At 61.0% G+C, this 22,429-nt stretch carries 21 protein-coding genes, 1 tRNA gene and 3 pseudogenes; 9 read left to right on the top strand and 16 right to left on the bottom strand.

Annotated elements, in window-relative coordinates; translation table 11 throughout:
* Positions 1–9 precede the first annotated feature (9 nt).
* The gene (locus MOV76_RS26955) at positions 10–531 is read right to left on the bottom strand and encodes a L,D-transpeptidase (RefSeq protein ID WP_247265668.1); all 522 of its coding nucleotides are present in this window, start codon (positions 529–531) and stop codon (positions 10–12) included.
* A 167-nt stretch (positions 532–698) separates the two neighbouring features.
* On the opposite strand from MOV76_RS26955, the gene MOV76_RS26950 reads away from it, so the two are divergent.
* Together MOV76_RS26950 and MOV76_RS26945 are read left to right on the top strand one after the other, a co-directional pair.
* Entirely contained in the window at positions 699–1,382 is a 684-nt protein-coding gene (locus MOV76_RS26950; protein WP_018243991.1) for a response regulator transcription factor, read from the top strand.
* Positions 1,383–1,521: 139 nt separating this feature from the next.
* Positions 1,522–1,977: a cyclic nucleotide-binding domain-containing protein gene (locus MOV76_RS26945; protein ID WP_003543679.1), complete on the top strand. Its 456-nt coding sequence runs from the start codon at positions 1,522–1,524 to the stop codon at positions 1,975–1,977.
* Between the two features lie 33 nt (positions 1,978–2,010).
* Here the strand turns inward: MOV76_RS26945 and MOV76_RS26940 are convergent, their stop codons facing one another.
* From MOV76_RS26940 to tesB, 6 genes are all read right to left on the bottom strand, one after another.
* A complete protein-coding gene (locus tag MOV76_RS26940; protein ID WP_112906686.1) occupies positions 2,011–2,814 on the bottom strand; it encodes an exodeoxyribonuclease III in 804 nt (267 codons plus the stop codon).
* Positions 2,815–2,915: 101 nt separating this feature from the next.
* Positions 2,916–3,584 carry an outer membrane lipoprotein carrier protein LolA gene (locus MOV76_RS26935; protein ID WP_018243993.1) on the bottom strand — a complete coding sequence of 223 codons (669 nt, stop codon included), beginning with the start codon at positions 3,582–3,584 and terminating at the stop codon, positions 2,916–2,918.
* A 139-nt stretch (positions 3,585–3,723) separates the two neighbouring features.
* Entirely contained in the window at positions 3,724–6,417 is a 2,694-nt protein-coding gene (locus MOV76_RS26930; RefSeq protein WP_168298803.1) for a DNA translocase FtsK, read from the bottom strand.
* Between the two features lie 251 nt (positions 6,418–6,668).
* Positions 6,669–8,099, bottom strand: coding sequence for an ammonium transporter (locus tag MOV76_RS26925; protein WP_018243995.1), 1,431 nt, complete (start codon positions 8,097–8,099; stop codon positions 6,669–6,671).
* A 27-nt stretch (positions 8,100–8,126) separates the two neighbouring features.
* Positions 8,127–8,477: a P-II family nitrogen regulator gene (locus MOV76_RS26920; RefSeq protein WP_003543684.1), complete on the bottom strand. Its 351-nt coding sequence runs from the start codon at positions 8,475–8,477 to the stop codon at positions 8,127–8,129.
* A gap of 210 nt (positions 8,478–8,687) precedes the next feature.
* A complete protein-coding gene (gene tesB, locus MOV76_RS26915) occupies positions 8,688–9,572 on the bottom strand; it encodes an acyl-CoA thioesterase II (protein WP_028733566.1) in 885 nt (294 codons plus the stop codon).
* An 83-nt stretch (positions 9,573–9,655) separates the two neighbouring features.
* Here tesB and MOV76_RS26910 point away from each other — a divergent pair, with 83 nt between their 5' ends.
* Positions 9,656–10,870, top strand: a complete 1,215-nt coding sequence (locus tag MOV76_RS26910) for a ubiquinone biosynthesis hydroxylase (RefSeq protein ID WP_247265667.1) — start codon at positions 9,656–9,658, stop codon at positions 10,868–10,870.
* Positions 10,871–10,902: 32 nt separating this feature from the next.
* Here MOV76_RS26910 and MOV76_RS26905 read toward each other — a convergent pair whose 3' ends face one another.
* From MOV76_RS26905 to MOV76_RS26890, 4 genes are all read right to left on the bottom strand, one after another.
* A complete protein-coding gene (locus tag MOV76_RS26905; protein ID WP_017966162.1) occupies positions 10,903–11,091 on the bottom strand; it encodes a Trm112 family protein in 189 nt (62 codons plus the stop codon).
* A gap of 9 nt (positions 11,092–11,100) precedes the next feature.
* Entirely contained in the window at positions 11,101–11,787 is a 687-nt protein-coding gene (locus MOV76_RS26900; protein WP_018448275.1) for an LON peptidase substrate-binding domain-containing protein, read from the bottom strand.
* 274 nt (positions 11,788–12,061) lie between these two features.
* Entirely contained in the window at positions 12,062–13,036 is a 975-nt protein-coding gene (trxA, locus tag MOV76_RS26895) for a thioredoxin (RefSeq protein ID WP_131646930.1), read from the bottom strand.
* A 160-nt stretch (positions 13,037–13,196) separates the two neighbouring features.
* Positions 13,197–13,706: a prolyl-tRNA synthetase associated domain-containing protein gene (locus MOV76_RS26890; protein WP_247265666.1), complete on the bottom strand. Its 510-nt coding sequence runs from the start codon at positions 13,704–13,706 to the stop codon at positions 13,197–13,199.
* A 256-nt stretch (positions 13,707–13,962) separates the two neighbouring features.
* Here MOV76_RS26890 and MOV76_RS26885 point away from each other — a divergent pair.
* A tRNA-Gly gene (locus MOV76_RS26885) sits at positions 13,963–14,037 on the top strand.
* Positions 14,038–14,227: 190 nt separating this feature from the next.
* Here MOV76_RS26885 and MOV76_RS26880 read toward each other — a convergent pair.
* Entirely contained in the window at positions 14,228–14,977 is a 750-nt protein-coding gene (locus tag MOV76_RS26880) for an SDR family NAD(P)-dependent oxidoreductase (protein WP_247265665.1), read from the bottom strand.
* 58 nt (positions 14,978–15,035) lie between these two features.
* Between MOV76_RS26880 and MOV76_RS26875 the strand changes: the two genes are divergently transcribed.
* Positions 15,036–15,968 (top strand): LysR family transcriptional regulator, encoded by a 933-nt coding sequence (locus MOV76_RS26875; protein WP_247265664.1) that lies wholly within the window; start codon positions 15,036–15,038, stop codon positions 15,966–15,968.
* Here MOV76_RS26875 and MOV76_RS26870 read toward each other — a convergent pair.
* A pseudogene (locus MOV76_RS26870) lies at positions 15,967–16,217 on the bottom strand (response regulator transcription factor); the annotation flags it as partial. The gene MOV76_RS26875 and the pseudogene MOV76_RS26870 overlap by 2 nt on opposite strands.
* Before the next feature lie 508 nt (positions 16,218–16,725).
* On the opposite strand from MOV76_RS26870, the gene MOV76_RS26865 reads away from it, so the two are divergent.
* The 4 genes and pseudogenes from MOV76_RS26865 to MOV76_RS26850 all read left to right on the top strand — a co-directional run.
* Complete coding sequence (locus MOV76_RS26865; RefSeq protein WP_018244003.1) at positions 16,726–17,679, top strand: MBL fold metallo-hydrolase; 954 nt, start codon at positions 16,726–16,728, stop codon at positions 17,677–17,679.
* 123 nt (positions 17,680–17,802) lie between these two features.
* Positions 17,803–18,556: pseudogene (locus MOV76_RS26860) on the top strand (SDR family oxidoreductase).
* Between the two features lie 142 nt (positions 18,557–18,698).
* The gene (locus tag MOV76_RS26855; protein ID WP_047620262.1) at positions 18,699–19,124 is read left to right on the top strand and encodes a cupin domain-containing protein; all 426 of its coding nucleotides are present in this window, start codon (positions 18,699–18,701) and stop codon (positions 19,122–19,124) included.
* Positions 19,125–19,193: 69 nt separating this feature from the next.
* Positions 19,194–19,380 (top strand): annotated as a pseudogene (locus tag MOV76_RS26850) (hypothetical protein); the annotation flags it as partial.
* 137 nt (positions 19,381–19,517) lie between these two features.
* On the opposite strand, the gene MOV76_RS26845 reads toward MOV76_RS26850, so the two are convergent.
* From MOV76_RS26845 to MOV76_RS26835, 3 genes are all read right to left on the bottom strand, one after another.
* Positions 19,518–20,723 (bottom strand): NAD(P)/FAD-dependent oxidoreductase, encoded by a 1,206-nt coding sequence (locus MOV76_RS26845; protein ID WP_113542419.1) that lies wholly within the window; start codon positions 20,721–20,723, stop codon positions 19,518–19,520.
* Between the two features lie 113 nt (positions 20,724–20,836).
* Positions 20,837–21,667 (bottom strand): alpha/beta fold hydrolase, encoded by an 831-nt coding sequence (locus tag MOV76_RS26840; protein ID WP_247265672.1) that lies wholly within the window; start codon positions 21,665–21,667, stop codon positions 20,837–20,839.
* Between the two features lie 436 nt (positions 21,668–22,103).
* The coding region (locus tag MOV76_RS26835; RefSeq protein ID WP_247265663.1) for a helix-turn-helix transcriptional regulator at positions 22,104–22,429 on the bottom strand (326 nt) is incomplete at its 5' end.

The raw sequence follows: 22,429 nt of genomic DNA, 5'->3' as shown, positions 1-22,429 counted from the left end.
GGAAGACAATCAGACGACGCGGACAATCGTTCCCTTTCGAAGGTGGGGCAGCAGGCGGCGCATGTCACGCAGGCTTACCGCCACGCAGCCCGCCGTCGGCTCGTAGCCTGGCCGGATGAGATGGAAGAAGATCGCCGAGCCGCGATTGCGCGCACGCGAGGAAATGTTCCAGTCCATTACCAGGCAGATATCGTAGAGCCTGTCGCTGCGCCGCATCTCCTCATGACTTGCCCGGAACGGCGCCCTGACGAGGCGGTTGTAGCTGGCATTGCCAGACTGATCGCACCAGAGCATGTCAGGACGGATGCGGCGGATGGAAAGCGGGGTGACGAGCCGGCCGTTCCGCTCGCCGCGCCGGAAGCCTGATATCAGCCTCATCGAGGCGATTGGCGTAGCGCCGTCACCCTCGCGTTTCATCACCGTGCGGCCGGAGCGGCCGATCGCAGCGGGCACAGTGATGGCGCCGAGCCGGACGATCGCCCGGCTCTTGCGCCCCGGCGCAGGACGCACCACGATCGTCGACGCCGTCATACTCGGCCTCTGCCTTGCTTTTTCCATTTTTCTCGCATGTCGTGCCTTGTCTGGGGCTTCGATTGAAATCATATCGAAACTGGCCCGGCAACAGCCCGTTGCCCGATCCTTGCCAAACCAGGAATTTGGCGTAGGACTAGGGGACTTAACATGAGGACGCAAACGGCATGACCGCACGCACCATTCTTCTGGTGGATGACGACGATGACCTTCGACAGACGCTGACGGAGCAATTGTCGCTGTATGAGGAATTCACGGTTCTGCAGGAAGCCAACGCCGGCAAAGGTGTCGCGACCGCCCGCTCGACGCCGGTCGACCTGCTGATCATGGATGTCGGCCTGCCCGATATGGACGGCCGCGAGGCGGTGAAGCTGCTGCGCAAGGGCGGCTTCAAGGCGCCGATCATCATGCTGACCGGCCACGATACCGATTCGGACACGATCCTCGGTCTCGAAGCCGGCGCCAACGACTATGTCACCAAACCTTTCCGCTTCGCCGTTCTGCTCGCGCGCATCCGTGTGCAACTGCGCCAGCATGAGCAGAGCGAGGACGCGACCTTCACCGTCGGCCCCTATCTCTTCAAGCCGAGCCAGAAGCTTCTGACCACCGATAACGGCCAGAAGATCCGGCTAACGGAAAAGGAAGCGGCGATCATCCGCTATCTCTACCGCGCCGAACAGAAGGTCGTCACCCGCGACGTGCTGCTCGAAGAGGTCTGGGGCTATAATTCCGGCGTGACGACGCATACGCTGGAAACCCACGTCTACCGCCTGCGCCAGAAGATCGAGCGCGATCCCTCCAATGCCGAAATCCTCGTTACGGAAAACGGCGGCTACAAAATCATACCCTAGAGCATTTCCGTTTTTCTCCGAATCACGGAAATGCTTTATCTCTTTGTTTTCACGCAATTCCCGGCAAAAGCGTTTCACGCTTTGCCTGGCAAAACCGCTAGGCACTTTTGCTGGAATTGCTCTAAGGCGAAAAGCCCGCATGGCGCTGACCGACGACATCCACATGCTCGCGCAGCTTCCTCTGTTCAAGGACATGAACGAGGATCAACTGCGGTTGATTGCCTTCGGCGCCGACCGGCGCATGATCGCTGCCGGCCAGATGCTGTTTCGCCAGGGCTCACCCGCCGAGAGCGCCTATGTCATCCTCAGCGGCAGCCTGGAGCTGAGCGCGACGAGCAGCGACGGCATGCAGAGGACAGAGGGGATCGCCGGTCCCGGAACCCTGGTTTCCGAGCTGGCGCTGGTGACGCTGGTGGAGCGCAAGTTCACCGCGGTAGCGCGCGAGGACACCAGCATCATCCGCATCACCCGCGCCCTCTTCCACCGGCTGATCGAAGAATATCCGGACGCAGCCCGGCTGATCGAGAACCGGATCCGCGACAATCTCGCGGAGCTTGCGGCAAAGGCCGCAAGCCAGTTCTACCGCTTCAGCTGATCTTGATAGAGGCCGCGCCTCCGAGAGGATGCGCTACAAATCGAAATGCGCCGTCACCGGCACGTGGTCGGAAGGACGATCCCAGCCGCGCGCCTCCTTCAGGATCTCGATCCGCTTCAGATGCGGCCCGAGGTCCGATGACGACCAGATATGGTCGAGACGGCGGCCGCGATCGGCGGCCTCCCAGTCCTTGGCGCGGTAGCTCCACCAGGTGTAGAGCTTCTCGTTTTCAGGCACATGCTGACGCATCAGATCGAGCCAGTCGCCGCGCTTCATCACCTCGAGCAGCCCTTCGGTTTCGACAGGCGTATGGCTGACGATCTTCAGAAGCTGCTTGTGCGACCAGACATCATGCTCCAGCGGCGCGATGTTGAGGTCGCCGACGAGGATGGCTGAGGTGTTGGCCTCGCCGTTGGCTTTCAGCAGCTTCATCTCCTCGATGAAATCGAGCTTGTGGCCGAATTTCGGATTGATCGTGCGATCCGGCTCGTCGCCGCCGGCCGGGACGTAGAAATTATGCAGCCGGACGCGACGATTGCCGTGCTCGAAGATCGCCGAGATGTGGCGCGCATCGCCGACGCCGCAATAATCCTGCCGGTGATCCTCGGTCAGCGGGATGCGCGAGGCGATCGCCACGCCGTGATAGCCCTTCTGGCCATGGATGATGATGTGATTGTAGCCCATCGCCCGCAGCGGTGCCGCCGGAAACAGCTCGTTCGTCACCTTGGTTTCCTGCAGGCAGAGGATATCGGGCCTGTGCTTGAGAACGAGCTGCTCGACGATCGGCATGCGCAGCCGCACCGAGTTGATGTTCCAGGTGGTGATCGAAAAGCCCATGCCCATACCCTCTCACGCTTTCATGAAAGGGCTTTAAAACAAAGGCGGACGCGAGGGAACCGGCCGCGTGCAAAAGCGGCCGGCGATCAACCGAAAAGGTTTCAGTCGCGCGACTGAGGCGTGCCTGGAATGGTCTCATAGGGCACGCGGAAGACGCGATCGTCGAACTGCACGCCGGTTTTGACGTTGAAGATCATCACCGAGGTGTCCTTGCCCTGATTGTCGGTGATCGTCCACTGACGCAGGTCGTAGGTCTTCGGGTCGAACATCATGGTGATGGTCGAGTTTCCGAACACCGTATTGTTGCCGAGCGCGATCGTCGTCAGATCAGACTCTTCCTTCACGCCCTTCACCATGCCGGCCGACAGGTCGATATGCTGCGCCAGGAGCAGGCTGAGCGGGGTCTTGGAGAGCGGATAGAGATCCCAGGTCTTCAGCTTCGTATTGCCGATGGCGACGTTCTTGCCGTCGGCGATCACCCGCATCGGCGACGGATCGTCATAGTTGAAACGCAGCTTGCCGGGACGCTGGATGAAGAACTTGCCGCCGGTCTGTTCGCCGCGCGGGCCGAACTGCACGAATTCACCCTGCATCGTCGTAACGCCGGAGAAATGATCGGCGATCGCCTGCGCCGTACCGGAGGCGGGAGCTGCCGCCTGCGCGTAAGCGCCGAGGGGAATGGCGCTCGCCATCGCAGCAACGGCGAAGGCGCCGAGAAGGTCGCGGCGCGTTACCGTCAGGCCGGAGAGGAAGGTATCGGAGTGACTCATCTAAATCTCCTTTATGCCATCTGCATGCTGCCGAAAGGCGGCGTCTTCAAGGCGTTGCGATCGGCCTGCGAGAGGTAACGGCTTCGATGCTATCAGGTTTCCGCAAAAGCGGCTGCATCGGAAATATATGCCTGTTCTGTCAGCGGTCGAGGATGTCGCCTTCGGTGGGAACGAGAATCTCGCGCTTGCCGGCGTGGTTGGCCGGCCCGATGATGCCCTCCTTCTCCATGCGCTCGACGAGCGAGGCGGCGCGGTTGTAGCCGATGCCGAGCCGGCGCTGGACGTAGGAGGTCGACGCCTTGCCGTCGCGCAGCACGATGGCGACCGCCTGGTCGTAGGGATCTTCCGATTCGGAAAGATTGGACGTGCCGGCCGGACCGCCGCCACCGCCGCCATAATCGCCGTCCTCGTCGTCATCGGCGGTGATCGCGTCGAGATATTGCGGCGAGCCCTGGGTCTTCAGATAGGAGACGATCTCTTCCACCTCGACATCCGAAACGAACGGGCCGTGCACGCGCTGGATACGCCCGCCGCCCGCCATGTAGAGCATGTCGCCCATGCCGAGCAGCTGTTCGGCGCCCTGTTCGCCAAGGATGGTGCGGCTGTCGATCTTCGACGTCACCTGGAAGGAGATACGGGTCGGGAAGTTTGCCTTGATCGTGCCGGTGATGACGTCGACCGACGGACGCTGTGTCGCCATGATCACGTGAATGCCGGCCGCGCGCGCCATCTGCGCCAGACGCTGGACGGCGCCTTCGATATCCTTGCCGGCGACCATCATCAGGTCGGCCATCTCGTCGATGATCACAACGATATAGGGCATCGGCCGCAGATCGAATTCTTCGGTCTCGTACATCGCCTCGCCGGTATGGCGGTCGAAGCCGGTCTGCACCGTGCGCGAGATCGCCTCGCCCTTCGACAGCGCCTGCTCGACGCGGGTGTTGAAGCCATCGATGTTGCGCACGCCGATCTTCGACATCTTCTTGTAGCGCTCTTCCATCTCGCGCACCGTCCATTTGAGCGCGACAACGGCCTTTTTCGGATCGGTGACGACAGGCGAAAGCAAATGCGGGATGCCGTCATAGACGGAGAGTTCGAGCATCTTGGGGTCGATCATGATCAACCGGCACTGTTCCGGCGTCATGCGATAGAGCAGCGACAGGATCATCGTATTGATGGCGACCGACTTGCCGGAGCCGGTGGTGCCGGCGACGAGCAGGTGTGGCATCTTGGCGAGATCGGCGATGACGGCTTCGCCGCCGATCGTCTTGCCGAGCGCCATGGCGAGCTTCGCCTTGCTGCCTTCGAAATCCCTGGAGGCGATGAGTTCACGCAGATAGACGGTCTCGCGCGTCTGGTTCGGCAATTCGATGCCGATCGCGTTGCGGCCGGGCACGACGGCAACACGGGCGGCAATGGCGCTCATCGAGCGGGCGATATCGTCGGCAAGGCCGATGACGCGCGACGACTTGATGCCGGGCGCCGGCTCGAGTTCGTAGAGCGTGACGACGGGCCCCGGACGGACGTGGATGATCTCGCCCTTGACGCCGAAATCTTCGAGCACGCCTTCGAGCATGCGGGCATTCTGTTCCAGCGCATCGGCCGAAAGCGTGGAGTCGCGCACGACATTCTTCGGTTCGGCGAGCAGATGCATCGACGGAAGCTGGAAACCCTCGGGACGGATGAACGAGCCCTGCGCTTCCCGTTCGATGCGGGCGCTGGGCTTCGGACGTGCGACCACCGGGACGACGCGCGGTTCCGGCTTGCCGGCCGCCTTTGCCGGCGCGCGGATCATCCAGTCGTCGTCATCGTCGTCGGGCAGGATATCGGCCGGGCGCGGCGGCATGTCGCTATCAAAGGGCAGGTCGTCGTCATTGTCGTCGTCGTCATCGATCGACAGCGACGGCGCGGAAACGATGCGCCGCGGCGAAGCCGTCCTTGACCCCATCGATGGTTCCATCGAGGGCTCCATGCGCTCGCCGCGGACGGTCGGCGCCTTGGCGCGAACGGGTTCGTTCAGCGTGCCGAACTCGTCATCGTTGAAATCATAAGGTGATTCGTAATCGCCCTGACGGCGCTTGCGCGGTCCCATGCCGAAGAGCCGGCGCAGCCGGCCCTGGCTCATGTACCAGGCATGCGTCACGGCCCCGCTGAAAGCGACCCAGCGGGACTCGTCCTCCTCCTCGTCCTCGTCTCCGACGACGCGAGCCTTGCTACGCGTATCGACGTAATCTTCCTCGACCTCCTCGTCGGCGTCGCTGCGACCGACGAGGCCGGAGGCAAAGAGCATCATCCAGGCGGTCGGCGCGGCAAAGATGCAGCCGACGATCATGGCGAAGGTGCCTGTCGGATAAGCGCCGACGAAGAGTGCCGGAAAACGCAGGATCATGTCGCCGACGACGCCGCCGATGCCGTTCGGAATCGGCCAGGTGAGCGGCGGCGGAAAACAGCCGATGACGGCGGAAGACAGCACCGAACCGGCAAACCAGGCGCCGATGCGGGCAGGAATACGGCTGAAGCGGCGGCCCGAGATCAGCGTCAGCGCCCAGGCGACGATCGGCAGCATCGAAACAACGCTGGCAAGGCCGAGGAATTGCATGACGATATCGGCAAAGGCGGCACCGCTGTAACCGAGAATATTGGTCGGCAGGTTGGCGGTGGCATAGGAATAGCTCGGATCCGCAACATTCCAAGTCGCCAGTGCCGCGACGCAGAACGCCAGCAGCAGAAAGATTGCAAAGCCGATGAGCGCCTGGATCTGCCGCAGCATGAATGCCGAGAAGGAAAACCGATCCGGACGGCCATCCATTGCCGGCGACGTGCTTCTTGCCATGTGTCTAACCCGTCCAATGCCTGAGGACATGCGAATCGCTAAAGCTTCGCCGTGCCAAAATGCGTCCGCTCTACCTAATCAGAGCCGGGTTAAAGCGATGTTAACCATGCATGCTAGGACGTGCATTCCGAACCGGGAAATGAAAAAAAGCCCGAACCTTGGAAGGTCCGGGCCAAATGCGGTCTATGGTTAGATAGGCCGCGACGGGCCGTGCTGCGGCGCCCTTCTGCCGGGCGCCGCAAACCCTGTGATCAGGAAGAGTGATAGGCGGCTTCGCCGTGGGTCGAAAGGTCGAGACCTTCGCGTTCGGCTTCAACGGTTACACGCAGGCCGATGACAACGTCGACGATCTTGTAGAGGATCGCCGAGCCGATGCCCGACCACAGCAGCGTTGTCAGCACGCCCTTGGCCTGGGCCCAGACCTGGGTTGCCGTGCCGGCATAAGAGGCTGCGAAGTCGGCCGTGGAATAATCGACGATGCCTGCACCGCCGAGCGCCGGGTTGACGAGGATACCGGTGCCGAGAGCGCCGATGATGCCGCCGACGCAATGGACGCCGAAGACATCGAGGCTGTCGTCGTAGTTGAACTTGTTCTTCACGACGTCAACGAAGAAGTAGCAGACCGGCGAGACGATGAGGCCGAGAACGATCGCGCCCATCGGGCCGGCAAAGCCTGCCGCCGGGGTGATGGCAACGAGACCGGCGACGGCGCCGGAAGCACCACCCAGCATGGAAGCCTTGCCGCGGGTGAGGGTTTCGACGATGCACCAGGACACAGCGGCGGCAGCCGTTGCGACGAAGGTGTTGATAAAGGCAAGCGAGGCGTAGGCATTGGCTTCGAGGTTGGAGCCGGCGTTGAAGCCGAACCAGCCGACCCAGAGCAGCGAGGCGCCGACCATGGTCAGCGTCATCGAGTGCGGAGCCATGATTTCCTTCTTATAGCCCGTGCGCTTGCCGAGCATGATGGCGCCGACGAGGCCCGCAATACCGGCATTGATATGAACGACCGTGCCGCCGGCGAAGTCGATTGCGCCATAGGAGAAGATCAGGCCGGCCGGCGAAGTGTAGGAGCTCGGACCGCCCCAGAACCAGACCATGTGCGCCATCGGGAAGTAGATGAAGGTAACCCAGAGCACGACGAAGAGCATGACGGCCGAGAACTTGATGCGCTCGGCGAATGCGCCGACGATCAGGCCGGGCGTGATGCAGGCGAAGGTCATCTGGAACACGATGAAGGTGTATTCCGGAATGGCGACGCCCTTCGAGAAGGTTTCGGCGAGCGACGACGTGTTGACGCCGGCCAGAAACGCCTTGGAGAAGCCGCCGACGAAGCTGTTCAGCGAGCCGCCGTCGGTGAAGGCGAGCGAATAGCCATAGGTCACCCAGATCAGCGCCACGACGGCCGTGATCATGAAGACCTGCATCAGCACCGAGAGCATGTTCTTGGCGCGGACGAGACCGCCGTAGAAAAGCGCAAGGCCGGGGATGGTCATCAGAAGGACGAGCGCCGACGAGACGAGCATCCAGGTATTGTCACCCTTGTCCATGGTGAAAGCAGGAGCAGCAGCAGCGGTGGCGGCAGCTGGCGCAGCCTCCTGCGCGAAAGCGACGGCCGGCGCCAGAAGGGCGGCCGAAGCTGCGCAAAGCCGCGCAAAGGTGGAAGAAAACTTCGAAATTGACATTGGATAAAGCTCCTTGATCTGCCGTTCTTACAGCGCTTCTGAGTCGGTTTCGCCCGTACGGATGCGCACGGCATGGTCGATCGAATAGACGAAGATCTTGCCGTCACCGATCTGGCCGGTCTTGGCCGATGCCGCGATGGCCTCGACCGCCCTGTCGACGAGTTCCGATGCAACCGCGATTTCGATCTTGAGCTTCGGCAGGAAGCTGACTGCATATTCGGTGCCGCGATAGATTTCGGTGTGCCCCTTCTGGCGCCCGTAGCCCTTCACCTCGGTTACGGTCAGCCCCTGAATACCGATCGCCGTAAGGGCTTCGCGGACCTCATCGAGCTTGAACGGCTTGATAATGGCCATCACAATTTTCATCTGGTTTCCCATCCTTCGTTATCCTCGGCGCGGAGCCGACTCTCCTTGCCGCTGACGTTCCTGAACAGCGACCGGCGATACACATTCAAGGGGCGTGCCAGATTCGAGGCAGATCGTAAGTTATTGAAAAGTAAAGGTTATAATAAAGAGTGCCAATAAACAGGCAAATGATCGGCCAATAAGCGCACAAATAACGCGCAAATTTACAAAGTTGCACAATTTTTATTCATTTGCCTTTTTCCGAATCAGGCCTTCCTGCGCGACCGATGCGATTAGGCGGCCCGATCGCGTAAACAGGCTACCCCGGGTTAATCCTCTGGCACCTGAAGCCGACGGACTGTCCTGCGTATAAAGCAACCAGTCGTCGAGCTTGCAGGGTCGGTGGAACCACATGGAGTGATCGAGGCTCGCCACCTGCAGGCTCTGGTCGAAGATGGACGTTCCGTGCGCATAGAGCGACGTATCGAGCAGCGTCATGTCCGAAAGATAGGCAAGCACCGCCGCCTGATAGAGCCGGTCGTCGGGAACCGGGCCGGTGGCGCGCACCCAGACGTCCTGTTTGGGATCGAGCTTCCTGTCGGAAAAATAATGGGTCAGCGAGACGGGACGGATCTCGATCGGCCGCTCACGCTGCCAGTATTTTCGGATCGCCTCCGGCGCATGCGCGAGATACTGCTCCTTGATCTGCTGCTCGCCGAGCAGCGCCTCCGGCATCTCGACCTCGGGCATCGCAGTCTGGTGTTCGAAGCCCGGCTCCTCCACCTGGAAGGAGGCCGACAGCGCGAAGATTGCCTTGCCGTGCTGGATGGCGACGACACGCCGCGTATTGAAGCTCGATCCGTCGCGAATGCGCTCCGCCTGATAGATGATCGGCACCGAGGGATCGCCGGGACGCATGAAATAAGCATGCAGCGAATGGACGAAACGTTCGCCCTCGATGGTGCGCTGCGCCGCCATCAGCGCCTGGCCGATCACCTGGCCGCCGAAGACCCGCTGCCAGCCGACCTTGGGACTGCGGCCGCGGAAGATATCGACCTCGATCGGCTCGAGGTCGAGCGTCGAAAGCAGCGTCTCCATCGCCGAAGGCCCGGTCGTCTCGCCTGTCATTTCTATGTCTCCCAGCGGTAGGAAGTGAAGTTGCGATGATCTATATAGATCACATCTGAGGCATAAGGTACGGGAGCGGCGCGATGCTGGACATGCTGGTTGTGGGCGGGGGTTATGTCGGCCTTTCCGCCGCTGTCGCGGTCAAACAGGCGGCACCCCATCTGAATGTCGCCGTCGTCGAGGCCGCCCCCGAACATGTCTGGAAAAACGATACGCGCGCTTCCGCCATCATCGCGGCGGCGGCGAAGATGCTCGAGGTCTTCGGCATCTGGAACGAGATCGAACCGGAAGCCCAGCCGATCACCAAAATGATCGTCACCGACTCCAAGACCTCCGATCCGGTGCGTCCGGTTTTTCTGACCTTCGACGGCGAAGTGACTGAAGGCCGGCCCTTCGCCCACATGATCCCGAATGTTGCCATGGTCGCAGCACTGCGCGGCGCCTGCGAACGGCTCGGCATCGACATCCGCCACGGGCTCGGCGCCACGGAGCTGAAGACCCACGACACCCATGTCACCGTCACGCTTTCGGACGGCAGCGCGCTGGAAACGCGGCTGCTGGTTGCCTGCGACGGCGTGCGCTCGAAACTGCGCGATCTGGCCGGTATCAGGACCGTCACCTGGGACTACGGCCAGTCCGGCATCGTTGCAACAGTCGAACACGAGCGGCCGCATGACGGATGCGCCGAGGAACATTTCCTGCCGGCCGGCCCCTTCGCCATCCTGCCGCTCAAGAACAACCGCTCCTCGCTCGTCTGGACGGAGCGGACGCCGGATGCCAACCGGCTGGTTGCCGCCGACGACTTGATCTTCGAGGAAGAGCTCGAACGCCGCTTCGGCCACAAGCTTGGGAGCCTGAAAGTCATCGGCGGCAAGCGCGCCTTCCCGCTTGGCCTGACGCTGGCGCGCTCCTTCGTCGCGCCGCGTTTCGCGCTGGCCGGCGACGCCGCCCACGGCATTCACCCGATTTCCGGTCAGGGTCTCAATCTCGGCTTCAAGGATGTGGCGGCACTTGCCGAAACCATCGTGGACGCGGATCGCCTCGGCCTCGATATCGGCTCGATCAATATCCTCGAGCGCTACCAGACCTGGCGGCGCTTCGACACTTTCCGCATGGGGGTGACGACCGACGTGCTGAACCGGCTCTTCTCCAACGATGCGACGCCGGTCCGCATCGCCCGCGACGTCGGCCTCGGCATCGTCGACCGGCTGCCGCGCCTCAAATCCTTCTTCATCGGCCAGGCGGCCGGAACGACGGCAAAGGACAATCCGCGCCTGCTTGCCGGAGAGACGATTTAATCTTTGTTTTTACGCAATTCCCTGGAATTGCTTTAGTCGTCGAGGCGGCGGGCCTCGGACACCAGCATGATCGGAATGCCGTCGCGGATCGGATAGGCAAGTCGTGCCTTTTCCGAGACAAGCTCATTCTGCTCGCGATCATAGGAAAGCCGGCCCTTGGAGAGCGGGCAGACCAGGAGATCGAGCAGCTTTGGATCGACGCGGCTGAGTTTTTCATCCATGGCTGAAGTCTACTGCAGAACCGTGTCGGAGTCACCGAAGACGCGCGCCAGCACGATTTCGGTAATGGCGATCAGCGTCTCGGCCCGCGTCTTCAGGTCCGGCGCCTCCAGCAGCGCTTGCTTTTCTGCCGGCCCGAAGGGCGACATCATCGCCAGCGAATTGACGAGCGTCAGATTGCTCGCCCGTTCGACGCTCTCCCAGTCGGCCTCGAGCTTGTTGGCATCGAGATAGGCCTTGAAGGCGGTCAGAAGTGCCGCCCGGTCGACCGCCTCCTCCTCGTTCGCGGCCGAGAGGTCGGCGATGAACGGGGCGATACGGAAGATGCGGAAGGGATCGTTGGTCGTTTTCTCCTCCAGCAGCCGGAAGCGGCAGACGCCGGTCAGCGATACGATATAGCGCCCGTCGCCGGTCTCCGCGAAGGAGGTGATCCGACCGAGGCAGCCGACAGCGGCAAGGTTGGGCTCGCCGCCCTTGTCCTCATGTTCGCCAAGCGCCGGCTGCACCATGCCGATCAGCCGGTTTCCGGTCAGTGCTGCATCCAGCATCGCCAGGTAGCGCGGCTCGAAAATGTTGAGGGGAAGCTGCCCGGCCGGCAGCAGGAGGGCGCCGGTCAGGGGGAAGACAGCGATCGCATCAGGCAGATCGCCCGGCTTCAGGTATCTGGCATTCCCGACTTGCATGAAACCGTCCCGCATTCTTGTAACGGGCATGCCCGTTCTGACGAGAATGTGGTGCCCTCGTCCGAAAACGCAAGGGCAGATGCTCGAAACTTAACTCATACCCTGAAAATCAGGATCGATGTTCGAGCAGGATTATACGTGGATTGAATGCGATAGCGCGCGGTTAGCGCGTCCTGTTGGACGCGCGGAGCCGGGAGCAATTCCGGGAAAAGTGCGAAGCGGTTTTCCCGGAATTGCGTGAAAACAAAAGGCTAGAGCGGTGCTGCGCTTCCAGGAAAGCTGGATCGCTTTACGAGAACAGCATGGCTGAAAGCTTGCGGCGCGCTGCAACCGTCGCCGGATCCTTGAAGCCCCAGACTTCAAAGAATTGAAGCAATTGGCGGCGGGCGCCATCATCGTCGAAGGCACGGTCCTTGCGCATGATCAGAAGCAGATGGTCGGCCGCTTCGTCGCGCCGGCCTTCGACATTGCGAATCTTGGCGAGCTTCAGACGCGACTCGTGGTCATCGGGATTGGCAGCCAGCTCGCGCTCAAGCGCAACGGGATCGCCGAGCTTGCGGGCCTCTTCGATCTGCTCGAGCTTCATCAGCACGGCCTGGATGCCGGCGTCTTTCGCCAGCTCTTCCGGCAATTCCGTCAGGATTTCGCGCGCCCGCTGATGCTGGTTTGCGGCGATCATGCATTCGGCCATTCCGGCAAGCGCCTTGGCATTCTCGGGGTCGGCCTGCATGACGGCGCCATAGAGCTGAGCAGCCTCGTTGATATTGCCGGCAGCAAACAGTTCCGCCGCTTCCGCAAGTACGGCTTCGATTTCCGCCGCCTCGTCGGCGCCGGCCGGACCGGCGATCCGGTCGATGAACTGCTGGATCTGACTTTCCGGCACCGCGCCCATGAAACCGTCGGCGGGGCGACCGTTGACGAAGGCGATGACGGCGGGGATCGACTGGATGCCGAGCTGGCCGGCGATCGAGGGATGATCGTCGATGTTCATCTTGACCAGCCGGACGCGGCCCTTGGCTTCGTTGACCACTTTCTCCAAGACCGGCGTCAGCTGTTTGCACGGACCGCACCAGGGCGCCCAGAAATCGACCAGCACCGGCTGCTTGCGCGATTCCTCGATCACATCCTTGCCGAAATTCGCGGTCGTCGTATCCGTGATGTAGCTGCCGGCCGCAGCCGCGGGTTCCGGTGCCCCGCCGAAGCTTGTCGTCGCCGTCATCTGATTTCCGAAGGAACCGCTATAGGGGTTGTCGCTGCCGCTCATAGGTATCTCCCGCCGCGCCGATCCTTCCGGCGTCTTTGCTAAAGCATCTCGCGCAAAACTGTGGTGCGGTTTTGCGATAAAGACATGCGCAAAACCAAAGACTAAAGCGCGGCAAGCGAATCTAAAAGATCGCCACGCGCTTTAGCGCTAAAATCGTATGTCAGGACGTCACTTTCAAGACAAGTGGCTTATGTCCCGTCGCTTCCATGAAACGGACGAGGTCACTGCTCGCAATCGAGGTCGTCGCATCATTGGATAGCGGATGGCAGTTGACGATCTCCTCGCGCATCAGCTCGGCATCGAGCACGAAGGTGACATTCTCCGCAGTATCGTTGATCGCGCCGAACGCCGTGACCGAACCCGGAGGCACGCCGAGATACTCCATCAGCTTCTCCGGTCTGCCGAAAGAGACCCGGCCGGACCCGCCGATGGCATTATGCACCTGCTTGAGATCGACGGCAGCATTTTCCTCCACCGTCAGCAGAAAATACTTGTCCTTCTTGTCCTTGACGAAGAGATTCTTGGTGTGGCCGCCGGGGATCTCGTCGCGCAGGGCCACCGATTCGGCCACAGTGAAGACCGGCGCATGGTCCACCGTCTTATGGGCGATGCCGAGCCCGTCGAGAAAGGCAAACAATTCTTCTCTGGTCTTGGGGGCATTTTCGGACATGGGGCAATCCATTGGACGGGAAGGGAAAAAAGCGAGGCGTCCTGATTAAGTCCGTCCACATCGTTTGGCAATCTTTGCGACCGACGCTTTGCCCCGCATTTGCGGCCTTTCCGCCCGAGCTCTGCGAACACCAGAATTTTTCTTCGCCTCACCGTCATTTCCCTGTTGCATTTGAAAACCCGTTAGGCCATATAGCGCCGGTCGCCGCGAGGCGGCGCCCACGGTCCAACAACTACCCCGGACCGATGCGGATTGAGCGGGTGTAGCTCAGGGGTAGAGCACAACCTTGCCAAGGTTGGGGTCGAGGGTTCGAATCCCTTCGCCCGCTCCAGTTTCTCAATTGCCCATACCGAAGACATAGGTAACAGATTGTTCCTCAGACATGGGTGACAACCTCGTGCCGAACGGGTTGTCGGTGGTTTGCAAAGTCCTCTGCTCCAGGTCGATATATCCCAGATCATAGTCCACCGACAGCTTCGACAGGTTGTAGAGCCCGTTGGGGCTGGCAAAGGGCAGGCCGTTTAAGCCAGGGTCATGCCGCCATCGACATGAAGCTCGATCCCGTTGACAAAGCTTCCTGTGTCGGAGGCGAGGAAGAGTGCGGCGCGCGCCAACTCTTCCGGTCGGCCGAGACGGCCGGCAGGGATCAGGGAAGCCATGTAATCTTCGAATGCCGGCCGCTCGGCCTCCGATACGCCCAGCTTGGCGAGGATTTCCGTCTCGACCGGTCCCGGGCTCAGGATGTTGACGCGGATCCGCCGCGACTTGAATTCGATCGCCCAGTTTTTCGCAAAGGCGGCGGTTGCTGCCTTTGAACCGGCATAGACAGTATGGTCCGGGAGGACCTTCGTGGCCGCGAGCGAGCTCGTAACGATGATATTTCCGCCGTCGCGGATCAGAGGGGCGATCGTCTGCACGCCGAAGAACACGCCGCGCGTATTGATTGCGAAGTGCCGGTCATAGTCTGCCGGAGTCACCTCGGCGGAGGGGGTGAGATTGATGATCCCGGCATTGGCCATGTAGATGTCGAGCCCGCCGAAGCGGCTCTTCACGGTGTCCGCCAGCCTGCGATGATCTTCTAGGTCGGCGGCATCACCCACGAAGCCGATGGCCGACGGACCGATTTCTTGCACGGCGCGGTCGACAGCATCCTGCCGGCGCCCGGAAATGATGACCTGCGCTCCTTCTTCCGCGAACAGCCGAGCAGTCGCCTTGCCGATGCCGCTATTGCCGCCGGTGATGACGGCGACCTTGTCTTTGAGGTGTTGCATTGTTTATCTCCTTTCAACGAGAAATGAGATAAACGCTGCCACCCTTCGTCATTAGATCATGGGCGGGCACATGATCTGTGCCGCGGAGGTGCAAATGCCGAATCTGCTCAACGAGATGCCCGGATTGATGGCTTTTGTGCGGACGGTAGAGGCCGGATCGTTCAGTGCCGCGGCCCGCGATCTGGCGACGACTCCGTCAGCGGTGTCGAAGAGCGTGGCGCGGCTGGAAAAGAAGATTGGCGCCCGGCTGTTCCTGCGCTCCACGCGCGCCCTGATGCTTACCCAGGACGGGCAACTTTTCTTCGACCGCGTTGCGCCGCTGTTGCGAGACCTGGATGCAAGTGAAGAGGCGATCAGGTCGGACGTTGCGCCCTCGGGTCGCTTGCGCATCAGCATGCCTAGCGAAATGGCCCCTCTACTGCTGCCGCGCCTCTTCGGAAGCTTTGCAGCCGACTATCCGAACCTGCATCTCGAAGTCGGACTTACGGATCGGTTCGTCGACCTGATCAGGGAGGACTACGACGTTGTGCTGCGCGTTGGAAATCCCGCGCCGGGGGACCTCATGGTTCGTCACCTGGCCGACCTGCGGATGACGATCGTCGGGTCTCCGACCTTTCTGAAGACCTGGGGCAATCCTGCAACTGCCGAAGCGCTGGCGGCTTTGCCCTTTGCCCGCTATGCACTGGGTGGTGTCACGCAGCCTCTGCGCCTGCCGGACGGGACGAGCTTCATTCCCTTCGGGCGCGTCGATTGCGACTCAGGGGCCGCACTCATTCAGGCTGCGCTCAGTGGGCTGGGAGCGGCCTATCTTCTGCGCTGTCTGGTCGCGAAAGACCTGGCAGACGGCACGCTTGTTACACTCGCGACGGGGTTTGCGTTCCCTAGCGCTCCCTTTAATGCACTGCACGCCTTTGGTCGCACCGTGCCGTTGCGCGTAAAACTGGTCTGCGATTTCATCGCCCGCGAGGCAAAAGCCCTCGAAGCCATCTGAGCTTGACCGTGACGTCGCTGATGCCGAGATCGAAAGCGATCTGTTTGTTGAGGCGTCCGCGCGTCACCACCTCGCGTAGGATCTGGCGCTCGCGATGCGTCAGCATCCCTAAACGTTCAAGATTGCGTTTGACGACGATAGCTTCCGTGCACCGGGCCTCCAACGCGATACCGGCCCCACTGCATCGAGCAGCGTCTGGTCTGACACCGGCTTGGTGAGGAAATCCATAGCGCCCACCTTCATCGTTTTGGCACCGTTCCGCCCGCTTGGGAAAGCGCGCCGAGCTTCAATCAACGGCCCCGAGATGTTGATGGCGAAGCCTATTGGAAAGGCCGCAGCACCAGCTTGCCAGACGAGTGACGTCTCGTTGCTATCTCAGATGGGGCGATGGCGTTCCAACTCGATATCGGATGCCGACCCTAAGGTCGAAGCAGTCGAGAACCACGTAAACGACGATCCCGAAGGCCAGGATGTCTTTGAGGATCATTGCCGGACGTTTCTCTCGCGGCTGCATCCAACAAACCGGCGAAACCCCGGGCGACTGCCGCATGCACATGCGTCAACAGCAATTGCTCTGCAGCGGCAGCAATCATTCTGGCGCAGCCGCAGATCGGTTTCGCTAGATCATTAGAGGACACGCCAGCAGTGAGTGTGTCGCCGACCGCTAGAGACTTCACCCACATTGACCGCGCTTCCCGTCCAGGAAGCGTAAGCCACCCAGGATTAGCACCAGGATAGAACACAGGAGTTTTCAAAGATGAACCAGATGATCAATGACGCTCAGAAGGCAAGCATGAAACTGGACAACAGCTCACATCCCAGCAGACCGGCACCCGAAGAGCTGGTTCCGTCGCGCTATGCGGTACGGATCGGCGAGATTGACGTGCTGGTGATCAGCGATGGAGTGCTGCCGCTCCCAACCGCGATGTTGGGACACAACGCCGAGCCGGCCGCCCGGGCCGCCTGGCTGGGCGACATGTTCCTGCCGCCGGACGCCTTCGACTGGGCACTGAACGTGGTCGTGGTGCGCAGCGGCGGGCAGACCATACTCATCGACGCCGGGTTAGGATTGGACCCGGACTTGAACTTGCCGCGGGCCGGGCAGTTGATGAAGCGACTGGAGGCCGCCGGCATCGATCTTGGATCCGTGACCGACGTGGTGCTGACACACATGCACATGGACCACGTTGGCGGGCTGCTCGTCGACGGGGTGAAGGAACAGTTGAATCCGGACCTGCGGATCCATGTGGCCGCTGCCGAGGTCAAATTTTGGGAGTCGCCCGATTTCTCCCACGTCTCGATGCCGGCGGGCTTCCCCGACGCGCTTCGGGCGGCCGCCAAGCGGTTCGCCAAAGAGTATCGCAGCCATCTCAGGCTGTTCGAGGATGAGCATGAAGTAGCGCCGGGCGTGGTCGTCTCTCGTACCGGCGGGCACACCCCTGGGCACAGCGTGGTCCGCGTGGCCTCAGGCAACGACCGTCTGATGTTTGCCGGCGACGCCGTGTTCGCGGTCGGGTTCGACCACCCCGACTGGTACAACGGCTTCGAACATGACCCCGAGGAGGCTGCCCGCGTTCGGGTCCGGCTTTTGCGGGAGCTTGCAGCGACCGGCGAACTGTTGGTGGCAACGCATATGCCGTTTCCTTCCGTTGGCCATGTTGCGGTCGACGGCGACGCCTTTCGTTGGGTCCCGGTCTTCTGGGACTACTGACCGCTTGTTGAATTAAGGCCGAACCAAAGCGTGCATCCTTGAAGGCCGTGCCCAGCCCGGCCTTCACCTATCCACCTATTGAACCACGCGCACCGCATGGGCGCGCAGCAAATGGAGCGTCTTATGAAAATCGTGATTATCGGCGGAACCGGCCTGATCGGTTCCAAGACCGCAGAGCGCCTGCGCAAGAAAGGGCATGAGGTCATTGCCGCTGCCCCGAAAACCGGCGTTAAATACCCTGACCGGGGAGGGCTTGGCGGAAGCACTGAAGAATACCGACGTGGTGATCGACCTCGCGAACTCGCCATCCTTCGAGGATAAGGCCGTGCTTGAATTCTTTCAGACGGCGGGCAAGAACCTGATGGCAGCGGAAATCGCGGCCGGCGTGAAACACCACATAGCACTTTCCATCGTCGGCACGGATCGGTTGCCGGATAGCGGCTATCTTCGAGCCAAGGTCGCCCAGGAAAAAATCATCCGGGAAGCCGGCATTCCCTACACCATCGTGCGTTCCACACAGTTCATGGAATTTCTCGGCGGCATCGCCCAGGAGGGCACGGTTGGCGACACGGCCCATTTGTCGACAGGTTCCCTGCAGCCGATCGCGTCCGACGACGTCGCCGATTTCGTGACGGACGCGGCGCTTGCCGCGCCGGCTAACGGCATTATCGAAATCTGCGGCCCCGAGCGCGCGCGTCTCTGCGATTTCGCCGCGCGCTACCTCAAGGCGATCGGAGATTCCCGCACGGTTGTCGCAGATCCGGATGCCCGCTATTTCGGCACCAAACTGGAAGACGGTTCACTCGTCTCCGACAATCATCCTCGCATCGGCCGCATCGGTTTCGACGATTGGTTTGCGACAACACCCAGAAAATAACGAGTTGCGCATTGGCCGCCTAATAAGCGGCCCATGCGCCCGCAGCATTGCATTTTGATGGCGATGCCATCGAAAAGATATATAAAAACAATATGTTATATAGAAACCGCGATCGACTCCAAGTCATGAAAGGACAATAAACATGATCAAGTCATTGGCTTTTGCCGTCGCATTGACGGCTCTCCTGTCAGGTTCGGCTCTTGCGCATGATGCGCCCGGTGGCGGGGAGGGCGCAAAGGTTACGCTGGTCTATGACCACAAACTGCCGAACGTACCCGGCAAGAGCATGAAGGGCGTTCTCGTCGAATATGCTCCGGGTGGTTTCTCGGAGGGCCATACACATCCGGTGTCCGCCTTCATATACGCGACCGTTCTCGAAGGCGCGATCCGTAGTCAGGTCAACGATGGCCCCGTCACTGTCTATAGCGCCGGTGAAAGCTTCTCAGAATTTCCGGGCGATCGTCACGGTGTCAGCGAAAACGCCAGCAAGACTAAGCCGGCAAAGCTGCTTGCTGTCTTCGTGGTCGATACCACTGAGCAGGAACTGACCTTCCCGATCAAGAAATAGGCGATCTGGCCGGGCACGATGCCGTGCCCGGCAGTTCATTGACACAAACCATGATCGGTGAACCCAGCTATGTCCAGTGATGACAACTTCCTGCCGGTCGTCCTGATCAACACTCTGGGAATTGCCGGGATCGTCGTGTGGCACACAGGGCGGAAACCGTCCGACAGGTCGCCTGATCGTCCATATCCTTTTCTTTACCGGCATGAGTCTCGTGCCTTTTATGGCAAGCATCGCGCCGCACCAGCCCGATGGTATCGCACGCCTTCAAAGATTGCTTACGGGCCGAAAGCGCTCGGGAAGAAATGATCGATGAAAGATGAGTTGCGTCAGGAACAAGCCGGAATATGGCAAGCTGCGCTCTTATTCAGAGCGCAGCCTCATCTCGGGATCCGATCACAGTTTGGTCACATGCTCCGGATCAGCTGAGGCCAGCGCAGCGGCGCGCTCGGGCTTCGGCGGATAGATCCAGACGGTGTTGATCTCCTGCTTGGTCGCCTTCGCTTTCTCGCCGACCATCTCCACCTTGCGATCCCATCCTCGCGTAAAGAGGGCTCCGGCATCGCCGAGGTCGAGGCAGGTGACATAGGCTTCCTGATGATATTGCCGTGCTGGCACGCCCAACAGTTCAGCGGCGGCGTTGTTGCCCGCGAAGGCGCCCATGCGTGTGGCGTGCTGGCACGACATCAGTGCGTAGTTGCCGCAGTCGTCGCAAGCAGCGCGCGCCGCATCCCCGGTGGCGAAGACGCCGGGTACGGACGGCACGCGCAGGCAGCCATCGACCAGCAGCCGGTCGAACTTGTCACGCTCGCCGGGAATTTTGGTGGTCAGCGGATTGGCCCGTATGCCTCCCGCCCAGATTACGGTCATGGTTTCGATATGCTCACCGGTACTCAGCGTAACTCCGGATTTATCCAGCGATGAAACGCAGGCATTGAGCCGCGTTTCCACGCCGAGCTTGTGAAGTGCTTCCTCGATGATTGGGCGCGGACCTTCGCCCATGTCGGGGGCTACCGCGCTGCTGCGGTCGACGATAATGACACGCGGATTGGCGGTTTCGTCGAACAGGGTCCGCAGCCGCGAAGGCATCTCGGTCGCCGCCTCGATACCTGTGAAACCAGCGCCGGCAACAACGATTGTGTCGCGCGCAGCCGAGGCCGGCATCTTCGCAAGCTCGTGCAGGTGGCGATCAAGGGCAATGGCGTCATCGATGTTATCGACGCTGAAGGCGTAGTCGGCGAGGCCGGGAATATTCGGACGGAACAGCCGGCTGCCGGTGGCGAGCACAAGGCGATGATACTGAAGGGACTTTCGTTCGCCTTTGGCATTGACGACGTCTACGGTGCCGGCCTTCGTATCGACCGCTTCAACGCTGCCCTGCACGTAGGCGACATCGACGGCATCAAATACATCCTGCAAAGGTGCCGTCAGGCTCTCGGGTTTCGGCTCATAAAGCCGGGGGCGGATGACGAGCGTCGGTTCCGGGGACACCAGCGCGATTTCGAGCTCTTCGGGCGAAACGCCTTCGATATCGCGCAGGCGGGCTGCGGAAAGTGCGGCGTACATGCCGGCGAACCCGGCGCCTACAATCACAAGTCTCATGTTATTCACTCCATGGTTTGTAGTTTCAAAGGGTCGCGCGTCACCGTTGCCGCTCCCGATGGGCGGCGAGATGGTCGGTAACGATGGCGCGCGGATTGGTGAAGCGAAGTCGCTCAGGCGGTGATGAAGGCCAGCATGTCGGCATTGACGACATCTGCATGGGTCGTGCACAACCCATGCGGCAGTTTCTCGTAGATTTTCAGCGTGCTTGCCTGCAGCAGCTTCGCCGACAATGGAGCGGCAGCACCGATGGGAACGATCTGGTCGTCATCCCCATGCAACACCAGCGTCGGCACGGTGGTGCTCTTCAGGTCCTCGGTGAAATCCGTCTCCGAGAATGCCTTAATGCCTTCGTAATGCGCTTTCGCGCCGCCCATCATGCCCTGACGCCACCAATTTGAGATCACGGCCTGCGACGGCTCGGCACCCGGGCGGTTGTACCCGTAGAAGGGGCCGCTCGGAAAATCGCGATAGAACTGCGAACGGTTGGCAGCGAGCTGGCTGCGCAATCCGTCGAATGCCTCGATCGGCAAACCGCCGGGATTGGCGCCGGTCTTCAACATCAATGGCGGCACGGCCGCAATCAGGATCAGTTTGGCAACGCGCCCTTTGCCGTACCGCGCGACATACCGCGCGGCTTCACCGCCGCCGGTAGAGTGGCCGACATGGATGGCATTACGAAGATCGAGGTAGTCAATCATTGCGGCAACATCGGAGGCGTAGTGATCCATGTCATGACCGTCGCTCACCTGGCTCGATCGGCCGTGGCCGCGGCGGTCATGAGCGATCACGCGAAAACCTTTGCCGAGGAAGAAGAGCATTTGATTATCCCAATCGTCGGAGCTGAGGGGCCAGCCATGGTGAAAGACGATCGGCTGAGCAGACTTCGGTCCCCAGTCCTTGTAAAAAAGCTGAACACCGTCGCTGGTTGTAATAGAGGTCATTGTGCTGATCCTTTGTGGAATATTTGTTTCGGCGCCCGTCATCGCCGGACGGACAGTTGCTAAAATCGGGTATGCAATCCGCTACGGGTCGCGTCGTTGCGATTGACCCGTAATCGGTGTCCCAGACCATCCTTTGTCTCCGCAGGATCCATCGGAATGGGCGCAATGGTGGTTTAGCGAAACACGTCTACGGCTGCGCCAGAGGGATTGGCGCCGTTGCAGAGCAATTGCGGTTTAGCGGGCGGCCGCAGTTCATCGCCCGGCGTTTTGCCGGTCAGCTTTGGCAATGTGGCGGCCAAGGCTGTTTGTGAGGCGCAGTCAAGTGAGGCTGCGACCAACGCCATGCCAGGGGGATTGTCGCGTGCTCGAGCCGATGGTGTGGAAGCGAAGAACGGGACGGTCCGGAATCTGAGGCGAGGGCCAAGGGAGATTACGGTCAGCCGTGGCGGCGGCGCCAATCAGTCGGTGTTTCACCGGTCAATTTTCGGAATGCAGCTGCAAATGCTGTTTGCGAGGCATAGCCGAGGGAGGCGGCGACCAACGCGATCGAATTTTGAGGATCGCGCAGCATGTTTATGGCTTGCTCGAGCCGATATTGACGCAGCCAGTTGTGAGGTGAAAGCCCCGTGCTTTCCTTGAAAGCGCGACAGAAATGAAAACGCGACAGCCCGGAATCGGCAGCGAGGGCCGCGAGGGAGACGTCCGCGTCGGCGTCCGACCGCAATCGTTCGATGGCCCGGCGCAGCACGCTCGGCGCGAGGC

It is taken from the genome of Rhizobium sp. PRIMUS64, from assembly GCF_023006465.1.
Taxonomy (GTDB): domain Bacteria; phylum Pseudomonadota; class Alphaproteobacteria; order Rhizobiales; family Rhizobiaceae; genus Rhizobium; species Rhizobium leguminosarum.
The sequence above is the reverse complement of the archived record's forward strand: the minus strand, read 5'-3'. Positions and strand labels throughout refer to the sequence as shown.

Coding starts and splice junctions, on each gene's coding strand:
- MOV76_RS26925 (WP_018243995.1), bottom strand. CDS start 8,099: ATGTCAATTTCGAAGTTTTCTTCCACCTTTGCGCGGCTTTGCGCAGCT.
- MOV76_RS26845 (WP_113542419.1), bottom strand. CDS start 20,723: ATGAGACTTGTGATTGTAGGCGCCGGGTTCGCCGGCATGTACGCCGCA.
- trxA (WP_131646930.1), bottom strand. CDS start 13,036: ATGAGCGGCAGCGACAACCCCTATAGCGGTTCCTTCGGAAATCAGATG.
- MOV76_RS26950 (WP_018243991.1), top strand. CDS start 699: ATGACCGCACGCACCATTCTTCTGGTGGATGACGACGATGACCTTCGA.
- MOV76_RS26945 (WP_003543679.1), top strand. CDS start 1,522: ATGGCGCTGACCGACGACATCCACATGCTCGCGCAGCTTCCTCTGTTC.
- MOV76_RS26900 (WP_018448275.1), bottom strand. CDS start 11,787: ATGCGGGACGGTTTCATGCAAGTCGGGAATGCCAGATACCTGAAGCCG.
- MOV76_RS26930 (WP_168298803.1), bottom strand. CDS start 6,417: ATGGCAAGAAGCACGTCGCCGGCAATGGATGGCCGTCCGGATCGGTTT.
- tesB (WP_028733566.1), bottom strand. CDS start 9,572: ATGACAGGCGAGACGACCGGGCCTTCGGCGATGGAGACGCTGCTTTCG.
- MOV76_RS26840 (WP_247265672.1), bottom strand. CDS start 21,667: ATGACCTCTATTACAACCAGCGACGGTGTTCAGCTTTTTTACAAGGAC.
- MOV76_RS26890 (WP_247265666.1), bottom strand. CDS start 13,706: ATGTCCGAAAATGCCCCCAAGACCAGAGAAGAATTGTTTGCCTTTCTC.
- MOV76_RS26880 (WP_247265665.1), bottom strand. CDS start 14,977: ATGCAACACCTCAAAGACAAGGTCGCCGTCATCACCGGCGGCAATAGC.
- MOV76_RS26865 (WP_018244003.1), top strand. CDS start 16,726: ATGAACCAGATGATCAATGACGCTCAGAAGGCAAGCATGAAACTGGAC.
- MOV76_RS26905 (WP_017966162.1), bottom strand. CDS start 11,091: ATGGATGAAAAACTCAGCCGCGTCGATCCAAAGCTGCTCGATCTCCTG.
- MOV76_RS26940 (WP_112906686.1), bottom strand. CDS start 2,814: ATGGGCTTTTCGATCACCACCTGGAACATCAACTCGGTGCGGCTGCGC.
- MOV76_RS26875 (WP_247265664.1), top strand. CDS start 15,036: ATGGGCGGGCACATGATCTGTGCCGCGGAGGTGCAAATGCCGAATCTG.
- MOV76_RS26935 (WP_018243993.1), bottom strand. CDS start 3,584: ATGAGTCACTCCGATACCTTCCTCTCCGGCCTGACGGTAACGCGCCGC.
- MOV76_RS26920 (WP_003543684.1), bottom strand. CDS start 8,477: ATGGGAAACCAGATGAAAATTGTGATGGCCATTATCAAGCCGTTCAAG.
- MOV76_RS26955 (WP_247265668.1), bottom strand. CDS start 531: ATGACGGCGTCGACGATCGTGGTGCGTCCTGCGCCGGGGCGCAAGAGC.
- MOV76_RS26910 (WP_247265667.1), top strand. CDS start 9,656: ATGCTGGACATGCTGGTTGTGGGCGGGGGTTATGTCGGCCTTTCCGCC.
- MOV76_RS26855 (WP_047620262.1), top strand. CDS start 18,699: ATGATCAAGTCATTGGCTTTTGCCGTCGCATTGACGGCTCTCCTGTCA.